Annotated in this window: 19 protein-coding genes; 5 read left to right on the top strand and 14 right to left on the bottom strand. The window is 32.2% G+C overall.

The genetic code is table 11. From position 1 onward, the window contains the following. Positions 1–34: 34 nt before the first annotated feature. Positions 35–934, bottom strand: coding sequence for a NifU family protein (locus P0R33_RS09425; protein ID WP_276175193.1), 900 nt, complete (start codon positions 932–934; stop codon positions 35–37). A gap of 143 nt (positions 935–1,077) precedes the next feature. Here P0R33_RS09425 and P0R33_RS09420 point away from each other — a divergent pair, with 143 nt between their 5' ends. Continuing rightward, positions 1,078–2,067, top strand: a complete 990-nt coding sequence (locus P0R33_RS09420) for a type IX secretion system membrane protein PorP/SprF (protein WP_276175192.1) — start codon at positions 1,078–1,080, stop codon at positions 2,065–2,067. A 10-nt stretch (positions 2,068–2,077) separates the two neighbouring features. Further along, on the top strand, positions 2,078–2,596 hold the full coding sequence (locus P0R33_RS09415) for a gamma carbonic anhydrase family protein (protein WP_276175191.1): 519 nt from the start codon (positions 2,078–2,080) through the stop codon (positions 2,594–2,596). Between the two features lie 85 nt (positions 2,597–2,681). Here P0R33_RS09415 and P0R33_RS09410 read toward each other — a convergent pair whose 3' ends face one another. From P0R33_RS09410 to P0R33_RS09390, 5 genes are all read right to left on the bottom strand, one after another. Next, entirely contained in the window at positions 2,682–3,395 is a 714-nt protein-coding gene (locus P0R33_RS09410; protein WP_276175190.1) for a LytTR family DNA-binding domain-containing protein, read from the bottom strand. Between the two features lie 142 nt (positions 3,396–3,537). Next, a complete protein-coding gene (locus tag P0R33_RS09405; protein ID WP_276175189.1) occupies positions 3,538–4,644 on the bottom strand; it encodes a sensor histidine kinase in 1,107 nt (368 codons plus the stop codon). Beyond that, complete coding sequence (locus tag P0R33_RS09400) at positions 4,645–4,974, bottom strand: DUF4907 domain-containing protein (protein WP_276175188.1); 330 nt, start codon at positions 4,972–4,974, stop codon at positions 4,645–4,647. It abuts the gene before it with no gap. Beyond that, positions 4,964–5,971 (bottom strand): kelch repeat-containing protein, encoded by a 1,008-nt coding sequence (locus tag P0R33_RS09395; RefSeq protein ID WP_276175187.1) that lies wholly within the window; start codon positions 5,969–5,971, stop codon positions 4,964–4,966. Before P0R33_RS09395 ends, P0R33_RS09400 begins: the two co-directional genes overlap by 11 nt. Before the next feature lie 14 nt (positions 5,972–5,985). Continuing rightward, a complete protein-coding gene (locus P0R33_RS09390; protein WP_276175186.1) occupies positions 5,986–6,825 on the bottom strand; it encodes a DUF6268 family outer membrane beta-barrel protein in 840 nt (279 codons plus the stop codon). A gap of 231 nt (positions 6,826–7,056) precedes the next feature. Between P0R33_RS09390 and P0R33_RS09385 the strand changes: the two genes are divergently transcribed. Together P0R33_RS09385 and P0R33_RS09380 are read left to right on the top strand one after the other, a co-directional pair. Continuing rightward, complete coding sequence (locus P0R33_RS09385) at positions 7,057–8,385, top strand: DUF4270 family protein (protein ID WP_276175185.1); 1,329 nt, start codon at positions 7,057–7,059, stop codon at positions 8,383–8,385. Next, positions 8,386–9,621 carry an aromatic hydrocarbon degradation protein gene (locus tag P0R33_RS09380; RefSeq protein ID WP_276175184.1) on the top strand — a complete coding sequence of 412 codons (1,236 nt, stop codon included), beginning with the start codon at positions 8,386–8,388 and terminating at the stop codon, positions 9,619–9,621. It abuts the gene before it with no gap. 4 nt (positions 9,622–9,625) lie between these two features. Here P0R33_RS09380 and murI read toward each other — a convergent pair whose 3' ends face one another. The 8 genes from murI to P0R33_RS09340 all read right to left on the bottom strand — a co-directional run bounded on the left by murI (position 9,626) and on the right by P0R33_RS09340 (position 18,071). Beyond that, the gene (murI, locus tag P0R33_RS09375; RefSeq protein WP_276175183.1) at positions 9,626–10,402 is read right to left on the bottom strand and encodes a glutamate racemase; all 777 of its coding nucleotides are present in this window, start codon (positions 10,400–10,402) and stop codon (positions 9,626–9,628) included. A 147-nt stretch (positions 10,403–10,549) separates the two neighbouring features. Further along, positions 10,550–11,053: an OmpH family outer membrane protein gene (locus tag P0R33_RS09370; protein ID WP_276175182.1), complete on the bottom strand. Its 504-nt coding sequence runs from the start codon at positions 11,051–11,053 to the stop codon at positions 10,550–10,552. Positions 11,054–11,067: 14 nt separating this feature from the next. Next, positions 11,068–12,096, bottom strand: a complete 1,029-nt coding sequence (locus tag P0R33_RS09365) for an OmpH family outer membrane protein (protein ID WP_276175181.1) — start codon at positions 12,094–12,096, stop codon at positions 11,068–11,070. A gap of 42 nt (positions 12,097–12,138) precedes the next feature. Next, positions 12,139–14,889, bottom strand: coding sequence for a POTRA domain-containing protein (locus tag P0R33_RS09360; protein ID WP_276175180.1), 2,751 nt, complete (start codon positions 14,887–14,889; stop codon positions 12,139–12,141). Further along, the gene (locus tag P0R33_RS09355; protein ID WP_276175651.1) at positions 14,822–15,562 is read right to left on the bottom strand and encodes an isoprenyl transferase; all 741 of its coding nucleotides are present in this window, start codon (positions 15,560–15,562) and stop codon (positions 14,822–14,824) included. Before P0R33_RS09355 ends, P0R33_RS09360 begins: the two co-directional genes overlap by 68 nt. 1 nt (position 15,563) lies before the next feature. Next, complete coding sequence (locus P0R33_RS09350) at positions 15,564–16,256, bottom strand: DUF6089 family protein (protein WP_276175179.1); 693 nt, start codon at positions 16,254–16,256, stop codon at positions 15,564–15,566. A 173-nt stretch (positions 16,257–16,429) separates the two neighbouring features. Continuing rightward, entirely contained in the window at positions 16,430–17,314 is an 885-nt protein-coding gene (locus tag P0R33_RS09345) for an NAD kinase (RefSeq protein WP_276175178.1), read from the bottom strand. A gap of 97 nt (positions 17,315–17,411) precedes the next feature. Continuing rightward, positions 17,412–18,071 carry a CBS domain-containing protein gene (locus tag P0R33_RS09340; protein ID WP_276175177.1) on the bottom strand — a complete coding sequence of 220 codons (660 nt, stop codon included), beginning with the start codon at positions 18,069–18,071 and terminating at the stop codon, positions 17,412–17,414. 116 nt (positions 18,072–18,187) lie between these two features. On the opposite strand from P0R33_RS09340, the gene P0R33_RS09335 reads away from it, so the two are divergent. Next, positions 18,188–18,901, top strand: coding sequence for a pyridoxine 5'-phosphate synthase (locus P0R33_RS09335; protein ID WP_276175176.1), 714 nt, complete (start codon positions 18,188–18,190; stop codon positions 18,899–18,901). The last annotated feature ends 21 nt before the right edge of the window (positions 18,902–18,922 follow it).

The following is an 18,922-nucleotide window of genomic DNA, read 5'->3' as shown; positions in this document are numbered from 1 at the left end:
ATTTAAGGCGCTTTTCGTTTTATGAGATCAAAAATTAAGCATTAGAAGCTTCAACTTTAATAGCCTCATCATTCAACATGCTTTTTAGCATATTTTCGATACCACTTTTTAAAGTAAATGTTGAAGAAGGACAACCGCTGCAAGCACCTTGTAAAAGTACTTTTACCGTTTTATCCTCTTCATTATAAGATTCAAAAGCAATGTTTCCACCATCTGCGGCTACAGCTGGTTTTACATATTCTTCTAAAATATTAATGATTTGTTGAGAAGTAACATCTAATTTGTCAAATGCTTCGTCTTTTGTAACTTCATTTTTAGTAGTGGTTTGAATCAGACTTTCGTCTAAAACTGTCCCTCCGTTTTCGATAAATTGTTTAATGAAAGTTCGTAATTCTAAAGTAATTTCAGACCAATCGTTGATTTCGTATTTTGTAACTGAAATATAGTTTTCGTCAATAAAAATTTCTTTTACATAAGGAAATTTAAACAATTCCTGAGCTAATGGAGAAGAAGCCGTTTGATCGATATTTTTATATTCTACTGCGTTGCGAGTCAACATTCTGCTAACCACAAATTTTAAAGCTGAAGGATTTGGAGTTGTTTCTCCGTAAACCGTAATAGGCTGTTTTTTTGCTTTGTTTTCGTCAACTTTAATAATCACACCACCTTTTTCAACAAAAGCACTAATTTGTTCAGCTACAGCATCTTTTACATCATCCCAATCTACAATGCTATATCTTTCTATAGCGATAAAATTTCCAGAAATGTAAACGGTTTTAACAAACGGTAAGTAGAATAACTGCTGCGCTAGAGGAGAAGCTTGAGCTTCATCAATGTTTTTAAATTCAAAATTTTGATTCTGTGTAATAAAGTCTTCAAACTCAAACTTTAAAATAGTTGGATTTTGAGTCTCTTTTATAGTGATTTTTGTCATGATTGTATATTTTTTGCAAATTTACTAAAGTTATTTTCTACTAATAACTATATTTGATTTTTTAATGAAATAATTAAGACTCTTCTCAAAGAAATCGTGTTAAATTGCAGGAGTGAAAATTATATCGATACAAAATTGTCTTTATGAAATTAAAAATCAGGGTTTTATTAATTTTTCTCATTATAACATTTTATTCTTACTCTCAAGAAGGAATACCTGTTTATTCTGATTATTTGTCTGACAATTACTACTTAATTCACCCGTCTATGGCTGGTGCGGCGAACTGTGCTAAAGTTCGATTGACCGCCAGAAAACAATGGTTTGGGCAAGAAGATGCTCCAACTTTGCAGACTTTAAGTTTTAACGGAAGACTTGGTGAACGTTCTGGAGCTGGTATAATTATTTTTAATGATAAAAACGGGTATCATTCTCAAAAGGGAGTAAAATTAACTTACGCGCATCATATTATGTTTTCTAGAGACGAAGTTGATTTGAATCAGTTGTCTTTTGGGATTAGTGGCGGTTTGATACAAAATCAATTGGATGAAACTAAATTTGGAGGAACTTTTGATCCTGCTGTTTTCGGTTCAATTCAAAAAGATTCTTATTTTAATGTAGACGTCGGAGCTTCTTACAACTATTTGGATTTTTATGCACATGCAACGGTTCAGGGATTGTTAGAAACTAGAAGAGAGTTATATACAGATTATGAAAGTGATAATCTGAGAAAGTTTTTATTGAGCGCAGGTTATGTTTTTGGTAAGAATGATAATTGGACTTGGGAGCCTTCAATTCTTTTTCAGTTATTTGACCAAACGAAAGAGAAAACGCTCGATTTGAATATGAAAGCCTATAAAAACATGGATTTTGGAAGTTTATGGGCGGCATTATCTTACAGAAGAAGTTTTGATGGTGCTCAATATCTTTCGGGAACGGGAGTTGCATCTCAAAAATTACAATATTTTACTCCGATTGTTGGAGTTAACTTTAAGAATTTCATGTTTGCTTACACTTATTCTCAAGTAACGGGAGACGTGAAATTTGATACAGGCGGTTACCATCAAATTACTTTAGGAGTTAACTTATTCTGTAGAAAAGAACGTTACGATTGTAACTGTCCAGCAATTAATTAAATTTTATTTTATGCTGATTAAATCTGTAAACGGAAAATCACCTTCAATTCCAGAAGATTGTTATGTTGCCGAAAATGCGACTATTGTTGGAGATGTAACTTTTGGAACATCTTGTAGTGTGTGGTTTAATGCCGTTATTCGTGGAGATGTTAATTTTATCAAAATCGGAAATAAAGTAAACATTCAAGACGGTGCTGTTGTTCATTGCACTTATCAAAAACATCCAACTATTATTGGAAATAATGTTTCAATCGGACATAATGCAATTGTTCACGGTTGCACAATTCATGATAATGTTTTAATAGGAATGGGCGCGATTGTTATGGATAATTGTGTTGTCGAAAGTAACGCTATTATTGCTGCTGGAGCTGTGGTGACTCAAAACACAGTTGTTGCTTCAGGAAGTATTTATGCAGGAGTTCCGGCTAAAAAGGTAAAAGATATCGATCAGTCTGATTTTGCAGGAGAAATTGAGCGTATTTCTAATAATTATGTAATGTATTCTAGTTGGTTTAAAAACGAAGAATAATTATAAAAAAAATAAATAAAAAAATTCCAAATTCCAGAAGCTAGACTCTTGGAATTTGGAATTTTTATTTTTTGGAATTTAAAAACTAAAGATTGATTTTTTCAAAGAAAGTGTTTTTGTAACTTTCACTAATTGGAATTCTCTTATCGCTTATTAAAACCTTATTTTTCTGAATCGATTTTACGTGTTTGATATTGATAATATACGATCTGTGAATTCTGGCAAAACCTTTACTAGAAAGTAGATTTTCAAGCTTAATCAAGCTAATTAAGGTTAGCGTGAATTTGTTGTCAGTTGTATAAATTTTTACGTAATCCTTCAATCCTTCGATAAAAAGAATATCTGCGAAGTTTAATTTTACATTTTCATATTCGGCTCTCACAAACATGAAATCTTGTTCGATTTCTGGTGCATTTGTATTCTCAGAAATCGCCTGAGGAGTTAATGGCTGCAGAACTTGCTGTGCTCTAACAACGGCTTTTAAAAAGCGATGAAAAGGAATTGGCTTAACTAAATAATCAACGGCTCCAAGATTAAATCCTTCTACTGCATAATCAGAATAGGCAGTTGTAAAAATTACTAAAGGTTTTTTTTCGATTGTATTTAGAAAATCAATTCCTGAAAAATGTGGCATCTGAATGTCCAGGAAAACTAAATCAACATTGTTCTGATTGATAAATGAAACGGCGTCAATTGCATTATTAAAAGAATTAATCAATTCTAATGAGTCTACTTTTTTGACAAAATCCTGCAATAATTCTACTGCTAAAGGTTCATCATCAATAATTACACATTTCATTTTTTCAGAATTAGGTTTATAATTTGTTTCGGCATTCAAAAGTAATTTTAAACCAATGAATTAAGTTTTAAAATTTTCCTAAAATACGTAATAAGAAATTAAAATTACGCATTAACATTAATAGATATCCTAATTAGCTTTATTAATGCGTTGGGGTTTTTATTTCATCTAATTTTAAATTCAAATGAACTCGATAATAGGCACTATCCTGAGTAATAGTTAATTCATGGGCATTTGGATAAAGCAAATCAAGGCGATTTTGGATATTTACTAATCCAATTCCTGAATTTTCAGGATCTTTGACATAATTTTCGATAGAATTTTCAATCCAAAAATCAAGATTGTTATCAGTAATCAGAATTTTTATTTTTACGTGAGCAGCGCCTTTGTAGTCAGTTCCGTATTTAAAAGCATTTTCGACAAAAGAAATCAGTAATAATGGTTCAATAAACTTGTTTCTAGTATCGCCGTGCACATTAATCACAATGTCTTCAATATTGTTTAATCGTAGTTTTTGTAATTCTATATAGTTCTGAATGTAATTGACCTCTTTTTCTAAAGCCACCGTTTTATTGTCTGTCTCATAAAGCATATAGCGCATAAGCTCAGACAAAGTCACGATGGCATCAGGGACCAAATCAGATTTTTTGTGTGCCAAAGAATAAATACTATTTAAAGAATTGAATAAAAAATGCGGATTGGTTTGTTTTCGCAAATAGATTAATTCAGTATTTGTTCTGTGTGTTTCGGCAATCAGTTTATTTTGTTGATTATTATAAAATTCAGTTAGTGTTCTAATAATAGCAGAAATAGTGATAATCAAGATATAGAAAAATGATGGACCAATTTTAAAGAAAAGTGGTTGTCTCATTTCGATTCTTCTGTGTGGGCCTTTATCAAAAATCCTCACATCGTTGGGCATCATTCTTGGCGTTATATTCTCAGGTCTTAAATGTCTAAACTCTGGAATGAAATAATTCAGTCGAATAATCATAAATACAGCAATTAGAATAAAGACAGATGAAAAGTAAAGCCAATATTTTTTTTGCAGTAAATAATTTGGAACCAAATAAAAATAGTTCAGGTAAAACAATACAATTCCAGTTGACCATTGAGCATAAAAGTCATTATTTATCTTAAATGGACTTTCGTAAAATTGAATTAAAGAAGTCAAAATAAAGAATATCCAAATGGCGCAGTGGAATAAAATTTTGTTATAGCCCGTATTTTTAATGGTATCGATCTGCATTTAGAATTTTATTTTTAATAAAATTAAGTCATTTTTGGTTACCGTTGGAGATAAGTTTTGTTTGAGTTTTTGCTTTACAAAATCGGCTACTTTTAGAGCGTCGCTTCCTGTTTCAAAACTTTTATTATCGCTTATTACCGGAATAACCGACTGCTTAATTAGAACTTTTTCTTTGTAAGCAATGGTATATCCCCATCCGGAATTTGTTTTAAAAACCGATGTTGTCAAAACTTCTTTTTTAGTGCAAGAAACAAAAATTAGAAGGATTGTAAAAAGCATTAAATTCTTCTGGATTTTAATCCAGAAGAATTGTTTAGTATTAGTTGTCATCGTCATTTTGTTCTTCTAATGGTTTAAATTCCCATGCATCATCAAAGTAAGTAGAACCAACTCTTCCTAACATGTAAAAACCACGATTATTGATTGCAAAACCAACAGCATCAGTTCTTGTAGCACCTTCCATTGGAGTTCTTTCAGTCCATAAGTCAGTTGTCGGATTATATTCCCAAACAGTTTTGATGTTTTCTCCGCCAACAATATAACCTAGACCGCTCATAGAAAAACTTGAAGCATTTGCACGTACAATTGCATATTCGTCATTATATGTGTAATCGTCGTCGGTATCTTTATCAACATCTCTTTTTCTTGTCCAAGTATCGTTTGAAGGATCAAATTCCCAGAAATCTTCTTGATAAGTTCCGTTGTTTACACCCGTTACTAAGTATGCTTTGTCTGCAATTACAAAAACGGTAGCGTTACGTCTTTTGTTTCCGCTAAAACCATTTACAAGAGTCCAAGTATTGGCTTGATCATCGTATTGATAGAAATCTTTAAGATAATTTCCGTCATAACCCGTTCCAAAATAGGCTTTTCCTCCAACTTGAAAACCAACAGCTGCATAACGAGCTGTTCCGCCAAAATCTGCTTTTTGTGTCCAGCTGTTTGCAGAAGGATCGTACTGAAAGAAATCTTTTAATTTGTTTGTTCCATCATAACCAAGTCCTACGTAGCCTTTTTCATTTAAAGCAAAACTAGAAGCAGAACTTCTTCCTACGCCTGTAAAATCGGCTTTTTGTTCCCAGTAATCGCCATTCGAATTATAAATCCATAAATCTTTTAAATAGACATCTCCTGTATAACCGCCAACGATGTAAGCGTAATCTCCAATAACAAAACTTGTCGCACTAGATCTTGCCGGGCCATCAAAAGCTGATTTTTTTATCCAGTTCCCAATTAAATCATCGTCATCATCGTCATTGCTGCAGCTTACAAAAAAGAGGCACGAAAAAAGCGCTGTGAATAAAATTCCTTTTTTTAGATTAATCATAGTGTATTTAATATTTATTGTTTGTATTTGATCCCTATTCCTAAAACGTAACCATTACCGCTATTATAGTCGTAAACTTTGTGGTCACTACTGTCTAACAAATTGTATTTTTTATTGAAATCGTAACCAGCTTTAAAATTTAAAAACCAATTATTGCTAACATTTCTTTCGTATTCTAACAATGATGTCATTTGAGACAAAACAGCTTTTTCTGCTTTATCGGTATTGTTTATTTCATTTAAATGATAAAAATTCCCATTAAAACTATTTGTCAAACTGAACTTATTTCGGTCATTATTTGAGTAAGAAACTTTCGAATCTGGAAACCCAATTCTGAAATTTGTTTTCTCATTCATTTTATAATCAAAAGCTGCAATTGGAGTAAATTTTGGTGCTCCAAAAACAGATGTTCTTCCAGCTCCAAGTATTGCTTTTATTTTAGAACCTAATTGTTGTTCGACTTCTAGATTTCCTAAAACGGTTATATCTTTAAAATCTAAATTTTCCTGAAAATTTGCTGTCGGTATAACAGAGATTCTCAGTTTTGTTTTTTCTAATAATTGATTCGAATATTGAAAGTTGTTTTGAATTTGAGTAAATCGTTCCTGATCTGCATAAAAATCATATTGATTTAAATCATAATTTACTTTCAGACTAGAATATTCTAGTGTATTCGAGATTTGATTTTTTGTTCCCAGTTTTTTTTGATAGAAAACACCAATGTTGGTTTCGCTGAAATTTATTTTTTCTGTCGGCTCTATTTTAATGTTCGCGTAAGCGGCAAAATTTTCCTGAGCCTTCATACTTAAAACAGAAATCAAAAAAAGAGAACAAATTAAAAACCTTACTTTCATTATTTATTTTATTGGCTCAAAATTAGGCGTATGACCGTCTTAAAAAAAAGAAGATATATATATGACGTGTTTTGATAGACAAATCAGGCTTTTTTAAGGTCGAATTAATTTTTATAAACGCAATACCGCTCATAGATGGTTTTCTATGATTTATAGCCAGAAAAAGGGCGGTAGTATATGTTATAGTGTGTCACGAAAGCTTGCATTTTATATTTGCTCAAAAAATAAATTATGCACAAGTTTATATTGATATTGCTTTTTGTACTAACACTATTTTCATGTGGTACAGATACCGATGCAGGTGAGTTTACAGTTGGATCAGATTATTTGGCGTTAAGCAATAAAGTTATTATGATTGATACCGTTACAGTCGAAATGTCAACTATTAATTTTGATTCGCTTGTAACCTCAAACCGATCAAGAATTTTAATTGGTAATTATGAAGATCCTGTTTTTGGAAAAGTAAAATCAGATAGTTATTTCCAGCTTTCTACAACTACTTATGCCTTAAATAATACGGGTTCAGATACACAAGCTGTAAATTATGTTTTCGATTCAATTTCGATGATTCTTAAATATGATAATTATTATTATGGCGACACTACTAAGGTGCAAACTTTTAATATTCATCGATTAACGCAGAAAGTTAAGCCTAATACCGATGATAGTAATTTTTATAATAATTCGACTTTAGCATACGATTCTCAAAGTTTAGGAACTATATCATTTAAACCTAGACCAACAGAAAAAGATTCTATCAATATTAGAATGAACGATGAATTTGGTTCGGCTCTTTTTCAAAAAATAAAAAAAAGGGAAATTACAGATTTTGACAGTTTTACCGAATATCTAAAAGGATTGGTTTTAGTGCCAGAAACTTCTAATTCTGCTAATGTTATTGGTTTTAACGTTTCTACAAGCAAAGTCAGAATGTATTATTCAAAGTATCAAGCAGAGGCAGATGAAGAACCCTACATAATTGATTTTACCATTGCAGACGTGGCAAAACAGTTCAATTCGATTTCTTTGGATAGGACGGGAACAATTCTTCAAAATCTCCCCATTTCGAGCAGCAAATTATCAAGCACATTGACAAATAATCAGGGATTTATTCAATCTGGAACAGGTGTAGCCTGTAAAATAGATTTCCCAAACATTAAACAGTTTAAAAACATCGCAACCAATGGAGCTATTGTTGATGCGCAATTAATTCTGAAGCCTGTAAATAATTCTTATTCAGATCAATATCCGTTGGCGGATTCTTTAAGTGTTTATGTTGGAGACAATTTAAATAGGATAAGTTCAACATTAGTAAACTCTGCAAATTCTACAGTTTATGGAATATTAAATAAAAAGAGTGATGAGTTTAATGAAAATATCGGGTACACAATTCCGATTGGAAGTTTTCTGCAGAAAGAAATGCTGAAACAGTCAGATTCAAGGTCTTCGCTCATATTAACCTTGCCCTCAATTTCTAAATCGGTCAATAGAATTGTTTTAGGCGATCAGAAACATTTGAACAATAAAATTCAGCTCAAAATTTATTACATCTCTTACTAAATGAAAAATAAAATTATTTTATGGAGCTGCTTCATCTTAATGTCGTTGACTTCATTTTCTCAAAGCATTTCCAGTTCGCCATATTCTTTATATGGAGTTGGAAGCTTGTATGATTCTAATTTTGGCTATTTGTCTTCAACCAGTTCTTCTGGAATGGCTTTGCCTTCTGATAGTTTTATAAATAATTTAAATCCAGCATCGCTTGGATTTATGTATCAAAACCATTTCCTTTTTGATATTGGAGGAAAGGCTATCGTAACCACTTATCAGAGTAGCTCGCGTACAGAAAAACGAAATAATTTTCAGTTTTCGCATATAGCTTTGGCATTTCCCGTAACTAAAAACTCTGGTTTCAGTTTTTCGCTTCAGCCTTATTCTAGTTCTGTTTTTAAAATTTCAAATTTGAAATTGCCAATTGCAGACAGCCAGGAATATTATTATGTAAGCGCTCAAGGCTCAGGCGGATTGAATAATCTAGATTTTTCATATGGTTATCGATTTGGAAAAAAACTAAGTTTAGGAGTAACGGCAACGGCACTTTTTGGAAACACGGTTGACGAACGTGCTTTTTTAATTTCAAATGCGATTACAACAATAAATAAAAAAACAAACTACTCAGGAGTTCGTGCTACTTTGGGAGCGCAGTTTAAAATAGATTCAACCTTTATTATTGCATCTACATTTAAGGCTCCAACAAGAGTAAAAGCATCCAAAATTCAATCGGTAACAAGTATTGCAGATGAAGTACAAACAACTGTAGAGTCTGAAAAGCCTTCAGATACCGACGATTATTACATGCCGCTTGAAATTGGTTTTGGAGTTAGTAAAAGATTCAAAAACAATTTAAATGCAACTCTAGACTATGAGAAAAGTTTTTGGAACGATACAAAACAATCTGAGTTGTACGGTAATTTTGTAAATCAAGATCGTTTTGCATTTGGATTTACGTATAGTGCTAAAAAGAATATTCGAAAATACTGGGATAGAGTAGGATATGCTGCGGGTATAAGTTATGATACAGGATATCTAGAAGTAAATAAAGAGCGTATAAATAATGCTTCTTTTTCTATTGGACTTAATTTACCAATCGAGAACACTTTTTCTTCTTTAAATGTTTCGTATTCTTATGGACAAAAAGGAAGAATTGCCAATGATTTAATAAAAGAAAATTACCATAAAATATCACTCAATTTATCTTTAGACGGAATTTGGTTCGTCAAGCGAAAAATTGAATAATACTCTAAAAGTCCTTTTTGATTACCGGATATTTATGTTCTAAAATTGATTCTAAAACCTCAGGGTTAGAATTAACATAAAAAACGGGATCATTTTCTAAACTATCTGAAAACCCAACTTTATCTCGAAGTAAATTTTTAGTTTGTCTAGCAACAGCTTCTCCTGAATCTATTATTTTAATATGATCTGGGAGAATTTTTTTTATCTGCGGAATCAAATAGGGATAGTGGCTACATCCTAAAACAAGATAATCGATGTTAGCATCAATCATTGGCTGTAAGTAGGATTCTAGCAATTGTGTCATTTCTGGAGAATACAAATTTCCATCTTCAATAAGCTGTACAAGTCCATAACCCACTTGCTCAATAATTGTGGTGTTTTGAAACATTTCTGCAGTCTTGTTAAATAACTCACTGTTTAAAGTTCCTTTTGTTGCCAAAATTCCAATAACTTGTGTCTGTGAGTTGTTTGCAGCAGGTTTTATAGCAGGTTCAATTCCAACAAACGGTATATCATAATCGGCACGTAATTCTCGTATTGCATTTGTTGTAGCAGTATTACAAGCAACAACAATTAATTTGCAATTATTATCGAGTAAAAACTCAACATTTTTTTTACTCAACGCAACAATCTCATCTTTACTTTTTTGCCCATAGGGAGCATTTTTACTGTCAGCCAGATATATAGTTTTTTCGTTAGGAAGCAAGTCATGAATGGCGCTCCAAATGGAAGTTCCTCCAATACCAGAATCAAAAACGCCTATAGGATTGTTGTTTGTCATAAAGCAAATTTAATATTTTTTACAATAATTTATTACTCTAAGTTAATTCAAAAATTGAAATATTATTGTAGCTAAGTTTTAATTTTTTGTAAAAAAAAACTGCTCAAATTATAAAATTGAGCAGTTTAATTTTGAGGATTTAATTTCTTAGAATCCTAAATCTTTTTTCACATCAGCAGTAATGTTTGGACCATCAGCTAATAATAAAGTAGAACCATCTAAAACGTATTGGAAACCTTTAGCTTTTCCAACTTTTTGGATAGAAGCTCTTACTTTCTCCATTAAAGGTTTTACGATATCAGTTTCTTTTTGTTGAAGTTCTTTTTGTGCATTGTCTCTGTAATCAACAATTCTTTTTTGCATGTCTTGAGCTTCTTTAGAACGATCATTATTAACTGCTTCTGTTACAGTAGTAACTTCAGCTTCATACTTTTTCATTTTTGTTTGGTATTCATCAACCATTTTTTTGTATTCAGCATCGTATGTACCACTTAATTTTTGCAGTTGATTTTGAGCATCTAGCATAGCAGGCATTTTCGACATGATCTCGCTTACATCAACATGAGCTACCTTCGCTTGTGCGTTCATTGTGTTACTTGCTCCTAAAATAAGAATTGCAGCAATTAGTAAAGTTTTGATTTGTTTCATCATTTTTAAAATATTAATTAATTATTGGTCGTATTTGTTTTTTGTGTTTCGGCTTCTTTTGCTTTTTTAGCCGCTTCTCTTTCTTCTAAAATTTTCTTTCTTTTCTCTTCCAACTCTTTTTTACGCTGTTCATAAAGCATCTGTCTTTCTTCTGCTTTTGTCATAGTTGGTTCAGCGGTTTGCGTTTGCTCTGTTCCAGTTGCTGCAGGTTTAGCAGTAGTGCTAGTTTTTGCGGCATCCGTTGCTGTTTGAGTTTCTGTTGCTGTTTTAGCTGTTCCAGAAACCGTGCCATTTTTTTTAGCTTCTCTTTCTGCTGCTAAAGCATTTCTTCTATCCTCATATTCCTTTCTCTTGGCTTCCTGTTCTAGCTTTCTATCTTGAATCAGTTTTTCTCTAGCCGCTTTTTTCTCATCTAGTGCTTTTTGACGGTCTGCCATTGCTGGATTTTCATCAATTGCATTTTCAAGATTTTCTTTTGCTTCCTGATCTTTTAATTGTTTTTTAGTAAGCTGTTCACGTTTTTCAGAACGATTTATAACTCTTAAAACTTGATCACTGATGTCAAATCTTTTATTGCTAAAAAGCATCGTCAAATCTGATGATTTATCAAAAATGAAATCGTAATTTTTAGCTTCTGCAATATCTTGAACAGCTGTGAAAACTTGATCTTGAATTGGTTTTGCTAAAGCTGCCTTTTGTCGCATCAAATTACCGTCAGAGCCAAATTGTTTCTGCTGATAATCTATCATTTCTTGTTCAAGAAACTTGATCTCAGTTTCTCTTTCTTCTATTAATTCTTTGGTAAGTAAAGCTTTTTCTGTCTTTAAACTTTCCTTTAATGTATTTATATTTAATTTTTTAGCCTCAACTTCTTGTTTCCACTTTTGAGCTTTTTGCTCTAATTGTGATTTGGCTTCTTTGTAATCGGAAACATTTTCTAAAATATATTCCATGTCGATGTAGCCAATTCTAGTCGTCTTACCTTGTGCCTGACTTGTATTTGCTACAATCAAGGCTAAAAATATAAATAAAAATTGTTTTCTCATAACATAACTTTATTCGATGATTTTTAACCAAACGTAATTTCTTTAAAATTGTTGTCCAATAATAAAGTGTGTTTCCCAACCATTAGCTTTTGTCTGTCCTGGAAGAGCGTCAAATCCGTAACCAAAGTCAATTCCTAATAATCCAAATGCAGGCATGAATACACGTAAACCAGCGCCAGCAGAACGATTTAAGTCAAACGGGTTGTAATCTTTAAAATTAGCATATGATGAACCTGCCTCTAAGAATGTTAATGCAAAAATAGAAGCCGATGCTTTTAGCGTAATTGGATAACGTAGCTCCATTGAGAACTTGTTATAAATAGTTGCTCCAATTGCATCTCCTGCAGCATTTACTGGAGTTAAAGAGTTGTTTGGATAACCTCTCAACTGAATAGTCTCTCTACCATCCATTGAGTAATTCGCCATACCATCACCTCCTAAGTAAAAACGTTCAAAAGGAATTACACCTCTATCTTGATTGTAAGCTCCTAAGAAACCAAATTCTGTTAGAGTTCTTAATACTAATTTTCCATATACTTTAGTATACCAGTCTCCTTTAAATTTAATTTTATAATATTCAAGCCAATTGTATTTCTTCTGATCGACTTTAGCAACATCTGTGTCTGCACTTGAAAAATCCGAACCTACACTTACAGTTCCCGATTGACCATTTACTGTTTCAGTTTTGATATAATCACCCGGGTTTATTGCTTGTCCGTCAATACCAGTAGTTGTTGTCGTTCCTGTATATTGTGTTTTGTATTCTTTTTGGTTCTGTAAATCAGCATAATCAATTCCGTTAAACAATGAATAAGGCGGAGTTACTTTAGCAGAAATACTGAATTCAGATCCATAAGTTGGGAAAATTGGATTTACCCCTTTGTTACTTCTTGAAAGTCCAATAGTGTACGCTAAGTTTCTAGATGCACCATTACCAAAAGTAAATAGACCTGTATTATAATTGTTCAAATCATAATGCTGATAACTTACAGATTGTGATAATACGAAGTAATCATCAGGCACAGTTAACCTTTTTGCTAAACCAACTTGTACTGTAAAAATATTAAAACTTTTGCTTTTATCAACAGTTCTAGTAATGTAATTGTTAAGAAATTGCTTACTGTATGAAATGGATGAACTAAATTGTACTGGTTTTTTTCCTCCAAACCAAGGCTCTGAGAACGATAAACTATACGTTTGGAAATAGGTACTTCCTTGCAAACGAAGGGCAACTTTTTGCCCATCTCCCATTGGTAAAGGTTTGTAGGCTTCTTTATCAAATAGTTTTCTTGCCGAGAAGTTGTTAAATGAAAGTCCTAATGTTCCAATGAAACCTCCACCGCCGTAACCTCCTTGGAGCTCTACTTGGCTAGATCCTTTTTCTACAACATTATATTCAATATCAACAGTTCCTGCTCCAGCATCAACATTTTTAAATTTAGGATCAATAGCCTCTGGATCAAAGAAACCTAATTGTCCGATCTCACGAATGGTTCTTACTAATTGTTCTTTGCTGTATTTTTCTCCTGGTTTTGTTCTTAATTCACGATAGATTACGTGGTCATTTGTTTTGTCATTTCCAACAACAGTAATTTTGTTGAAATAAGCGATTGGCCCTTCTGTTACTCTAATTTCGAAATCGATCGTATCATTAACCGTTTTTACCTCCACAGCGTTAATGTTTGAGAACAAATAACCGTTGTTTTGATATAAGTTGGTAATATCTTCTGCGTCTGGTTTTGACTTGTCTGCAATTCTTTTTTCTAATAAAACTCCGTTATACGTCTCTCCCTTTTTAATACCTAAATAACGGCTTAAAAGCTGATCTGAATAAACGGTATTTCCTAAGAATTTAATATTTCCGAAGTAGTATTTGTTTCCTTCTTCTACATTAATTTTGATGGCAAGAGTGTTTTTTTGTTTGTTATATTTAACAGAGTCGTATATAATACGAGCATCACGATATCCTTTTTCTTTGTATGCTGCAATTACCTTTTCTAAATCGGTTTTATATTTTTCTGGGATAAATTTTGAAGCTTTGAAAACGCGAATGAAATTCTTTTGCTTAGTATCTTTCATAGCCGCGCGTAACTGAGTGCCAGTTAGTTGTTTATTTCCAGTAAAATCAATACTGCTGATTTTAACTTTATCTCCTTTATCAATTCTCACAAGCATATTAACTTGGTGTCCATTGATGGTGTCTGGAGTATTAGTTATGGTAACTTTTGTGTTATAAAAACCTTCTTTTTTATATTTATTTTCAATGTAGTTTTTTGTCGTAGTAATTAAGTTTTCGTTAACAATCTTGTTCTTTGTCAGGTTGTTGTCTTTAATTAAGCCTTCTATCTTACTCTTCTTAACACCAACGATTTTAACTTCGTTTAATTTTGGAAGCTCAACGATATCTAAGTCTAAATAGATACTGTCGTTTTCTACCTTATTAACGTAAAAAGAGATTTCGTCAAAGAGGCCTAGTTTACCTAATTTTTTAATTGCACTACTGATTTCTTCTCCAGGAACTGTAATTTCCTGACCTTTTTGCAGACCAGAAAAGGTTACAACCGTCTGCTCGTTAAAGCTTATTTTACCAACAACAGAAACTTTTGCTAGAATATATTTTTTCCCTTGATCAAAAGGAACTCTTTCTTGTGCTTTAATTTGTGAAAAACTACCCAAAAGTAAAAGGGTAAGGACTATTTGTATTTTTTTTTGCAACACTAAAAAATTATTTAATTTGTTCACTGGTTTTTCCAAATCTACGTTCTCTTTTTTGATAACTAATAATAGCCTCATATAAATCTTGGTCTTTAAAGTCTGGCCACAAGACATTAGTAAAATATAATTCTGCATAAGCGATCTGCCACAGCAAAAAATTACTTATTCTATGTTCTCCACTTGTTCGTATTAATAAATCTACGTCTGGTAAATTTTGCGTGTAAAGATGCTCATTTATAATTGAATCGTCAATAGTGTCTATTGAAATTATATTATTTTTAACTTTATCGCTGATGATTTTCACGGCATTTACCAATTCTTCTCGTGATCCGTAACTTAAAGCCAGTGTTAGTGTTAATCTCGTATTATTTTTGGTTTTTTCCATTACATCCAAAAGTTCTTTTTGGGCTGTTTTTGGCAATTTTTCAAGATTTCCAATTGCATTTAGTCTTATATTGTTTTCTTGAAGAGTAGTTAGTTCTTTTTTTAATGAATTGATCAATATTTTCATCAATGCCTGAACTTCTAATTTAGGGCGATTCCAGTTTTCTGTAGAAAAAGCATATAGCGTTAAATATTCAATTCCGAGCTTTGCAGAGGTTTTGATTATTTCTTTTACAGATTTTGTTCCATTTTCATGGCCAAACGCACGCAAAAAGCCTTGCTGTTTTGCCCATCGTCCGTTACCGTCCATAATAATGGCTAGGTGTTTAGGTAAGTTTGTGTGATCTATTGATTCTAGTAAATTCATTTTATTCTGCGCAATAGCAAGGTTTTTTTCCAAAGGTATACGTTAAGGTAAGACCCGAAAAAACGTACCAGTCATTATTATTTAGATTTCCAAATTTTAAAATAGTCGAACTGCTCGTGTTAGGATTGCTTCCGTCTATGTTATCCGTAAAAGTATAACGAACTCCCGCTTCGGCCGCTAAAATAAGACGTGGCGTTATATTCGATTTTATACCTAATATAATAGGTATAGCAAAAGAATGCGTATTCTTTTGAATATATATTACATCTGGAGCAGTGTCGTATCTGTATAAATTATCGTAGAGAAAGAAACTTAATCCAGAGAATATATAGGGTGTTATTTTTGGATGATAATCGTGCAGGTTGAAATCAAAAAAATTAAATTCTAATCCAGCAGAAAGCTCTTTAATGTCATTATCAAAACGGTATCCTCTTTGGTTTCTTCCTGTTTCATCCGATTTAAAATCATTTCCGCTAACATTTGATTGTGTGTAAGAGAAGCGCCATGAATGTCTCGGACTTCTATTCCATTTGTAAAGAACACCAAAAGCTAGTTTTTCTGGTGCAATGTAAGTTGTTTTACCTACGTCACCAACAAAGTTGCTTCCGCCAAGAAAAACACCTATCTCGTTAATCTGAGCGTTAAGTGTAATAAAGGGGAAAAAACATAACAATAAATTAAAAATTTTCTTCATTTAATTCAAAATTGCGTGCAAATATAATAATTATCAATACGAATCAAAGTTCCTTTGGTTAAATGTGCTTTTTTTTCAATTTATAATATGATTTTGAGCCATTTAATGATGATTCACTACAAGCAGAACGAGAAAATGTGCTATTATCGTATAGTAGGTATTCAGAAAAGATTTTAATTTCTTTTATCCTCTCCCCAGAGCAATTTATTTCTTAAAGTTTTTAGGAAAGTTTCGCCTGGTATTTCGACCATTTTAATTTTGTAATCTGTCTTTTTTATTTTTAAAATAGATTCGTTTTTTACCGAAGAAATTCTAGAGTCTAGAGAAACTAAATATTGATCTTCTCTTCCTGTTACTCGCAAAGTAATTTCGGTATCATCTGGAATAACAAGTGGTCTGGCGGTTAAATTATGTGGGGCAATAGGTGTAATTACAAGGCTTTTTACATCTGGAGTCAAAATTGGTCCGCCACAGCTTAAAGAATATCCTGTAGAACCAGTTGGCGTAGAAATGATTAGTCCGTCTGCCCAGTATGAATTTAAATATTCATTGTTTAAATAAGTTTCTACAGTAATCATCGAGGTTGTATCTTTTCTGCTTACTGTAACTTCATTCATTGCAAAATTAAGTTCTTCAAAAGCATCGTTTTTAGGATCAGCGGTTAATCCTAATAAGGTGCGTTCTGAAGTCGTATAATTTTGATCAATTACATATTGAAGTAAAATGTCAATATTCTCCTTCTGAACTTTGGCAAGAAAACCCAGTCTTCCTGCATTAATACCTAACAAAGGAACACCCGAATTACGAACAAATGCGGCAGCTCTCAAAATAGTACCATCGCCTCCGATGCTAATAAGCATTTCGAAACTGTTGTCTAAAGCAGAATTGGAAGGAAATGTTTTGTATTCTTTTTTTACCAGCTGCTTTTCATAAAGCATTTTCAGAAAGTTTTCTTCAATTACCATTTCTACGTTATTGGAATTGAAAAACTTGAAAATGTCTTTTATGATTGGTTCCGTACTATTTTGATAATATTGTCCGTAAATGGCTATTTTCATTAGTTTTAAATTAGATAATTTGTCAATGTGTCGATTAGATAATTGGAAATGCGAAAATTGTCTAATTAACTAATTTTCTCATTGGCACATTCATAACTTATATATTAAGGTACTTGTCTAAATAATCTGAGCGTTCTTTTAGGCTATTAATATAGGTGTCTTCTTGGTGTTCTGAAATAATTTCATATCCATATCTTCTATAGGTTTGAATAATTTCGTTTATCGCGCCTAAACCAATTTTTACAGTGATTTGAACATTTTCTGTATCCGCTTCAGAAACGAAGCATCCTAAAACCCTTCCATTATTGCTTTCTACAATCTGATTTACTTCACTCATAGAATAATCTAAAAGACCTTTTTGAACGATTATAATAGCGCCTGGTTCTTTTAAAAATGGAGTTTCCTGAAAAAACTTCATAATGTCTTCCATTTCATAGTAACCAACGTAAATGTTGTTCTCATCAAGAACAGGAATTGTGTTGGTGTGGTTTTTTGAAAAAACCTCCAAAACATCTAGCCAAATCATAGATTTTCTGGCAAAAAATCGCTCTAATGTGTATTTGTAGTCAATTGCTTTTTTATCGACATCAAATGTTTCAACATCATCAGAAGAAATGCTTCCGATAAAAATCCCATCTTCTAAAATCGGAAAATGAGAAAAATTTACATCAATAAAAAAGTCCTGAATCGATGCTATCGTTTCTTGACTATCAATCGCTCTGAAATCGTTTGTGATATAGTTCGTAATTTCTGTCATAAATCAATTGAAGATATTTAGATGCAAAATAATCAAAAAATACCGAAAACCGCTCTGTTTTACTTTGTATTTTTGTCGTAACAAATATAAGTTACTAGAATTAATTATCTATTTATATGACAAAGTTAAGTGTAAATATCAATAAAATTGCAACCCTTAGAAATGCTAGAGGAGGAAATGTTCCTGATTTATTAAAAGTTGCTGCAGATATTCAGCGTTTTGGTGGGCAAGGAATTACGATTCACCCGCGTCCAGACGAGCGCCATATTCGTTATCAGGATGCTCGCGATTTAAAAGCAGTTGTTACAACCGAATATAATATTGAAGGAAATCCGCAGCATAATTTTATTGATTTGGTTTTAGAATGCAAGCCAGATCAAGTAACCTTGGTTCCAGATGCAATTGGTGCCATTACTTCTTCTGCAGGTTGGGATACGATTAAAAACCAAAATTATTTAACCGAAGTTATTCAGGAATTTCAGAGAAACGGAATAAGAACTTCAATTTTTGTTGATCCTGTTTTAGAAATGATAGAAGGCGCAAAAAAGACAGGAACAGACAGAATCGAATTGTATACTGAAGCTTTTGCACACCAATACGATTTAGGAAACAAACAAGGAATAGAGCCTTATACCAAAGCTGCCGAATTGGCAAATGAATTAGGTTTAGGAATTAATGCTGGTCATGATTTAAGTTTAGAGAATATCCAGTTTTTCAAACAAAATATTCCTGGATTATTGGAAGTTTCAATTGGGCATGCTTTAATTTCAGAGGCACTTTATCTTGGTTTAGATAATGTTGTAAATATGTATTTGAATAAATTGAAGTAATTCTCTTAACTAAAAAATAAA

Source organism: Flavobacterium sp. YJ01 (assembly GCF_029320955.1).
Taxonomy (GTDB): Bacteria; Bacteroidota; Bacteroidia; order Flavobacteriales; family Flavobacteriaceae; genus Flavobacterium.
Note: the sequence above shows the minus strand (reverse complement) of the source record. Positions and strands in the feature narration are given on the sequence as shown.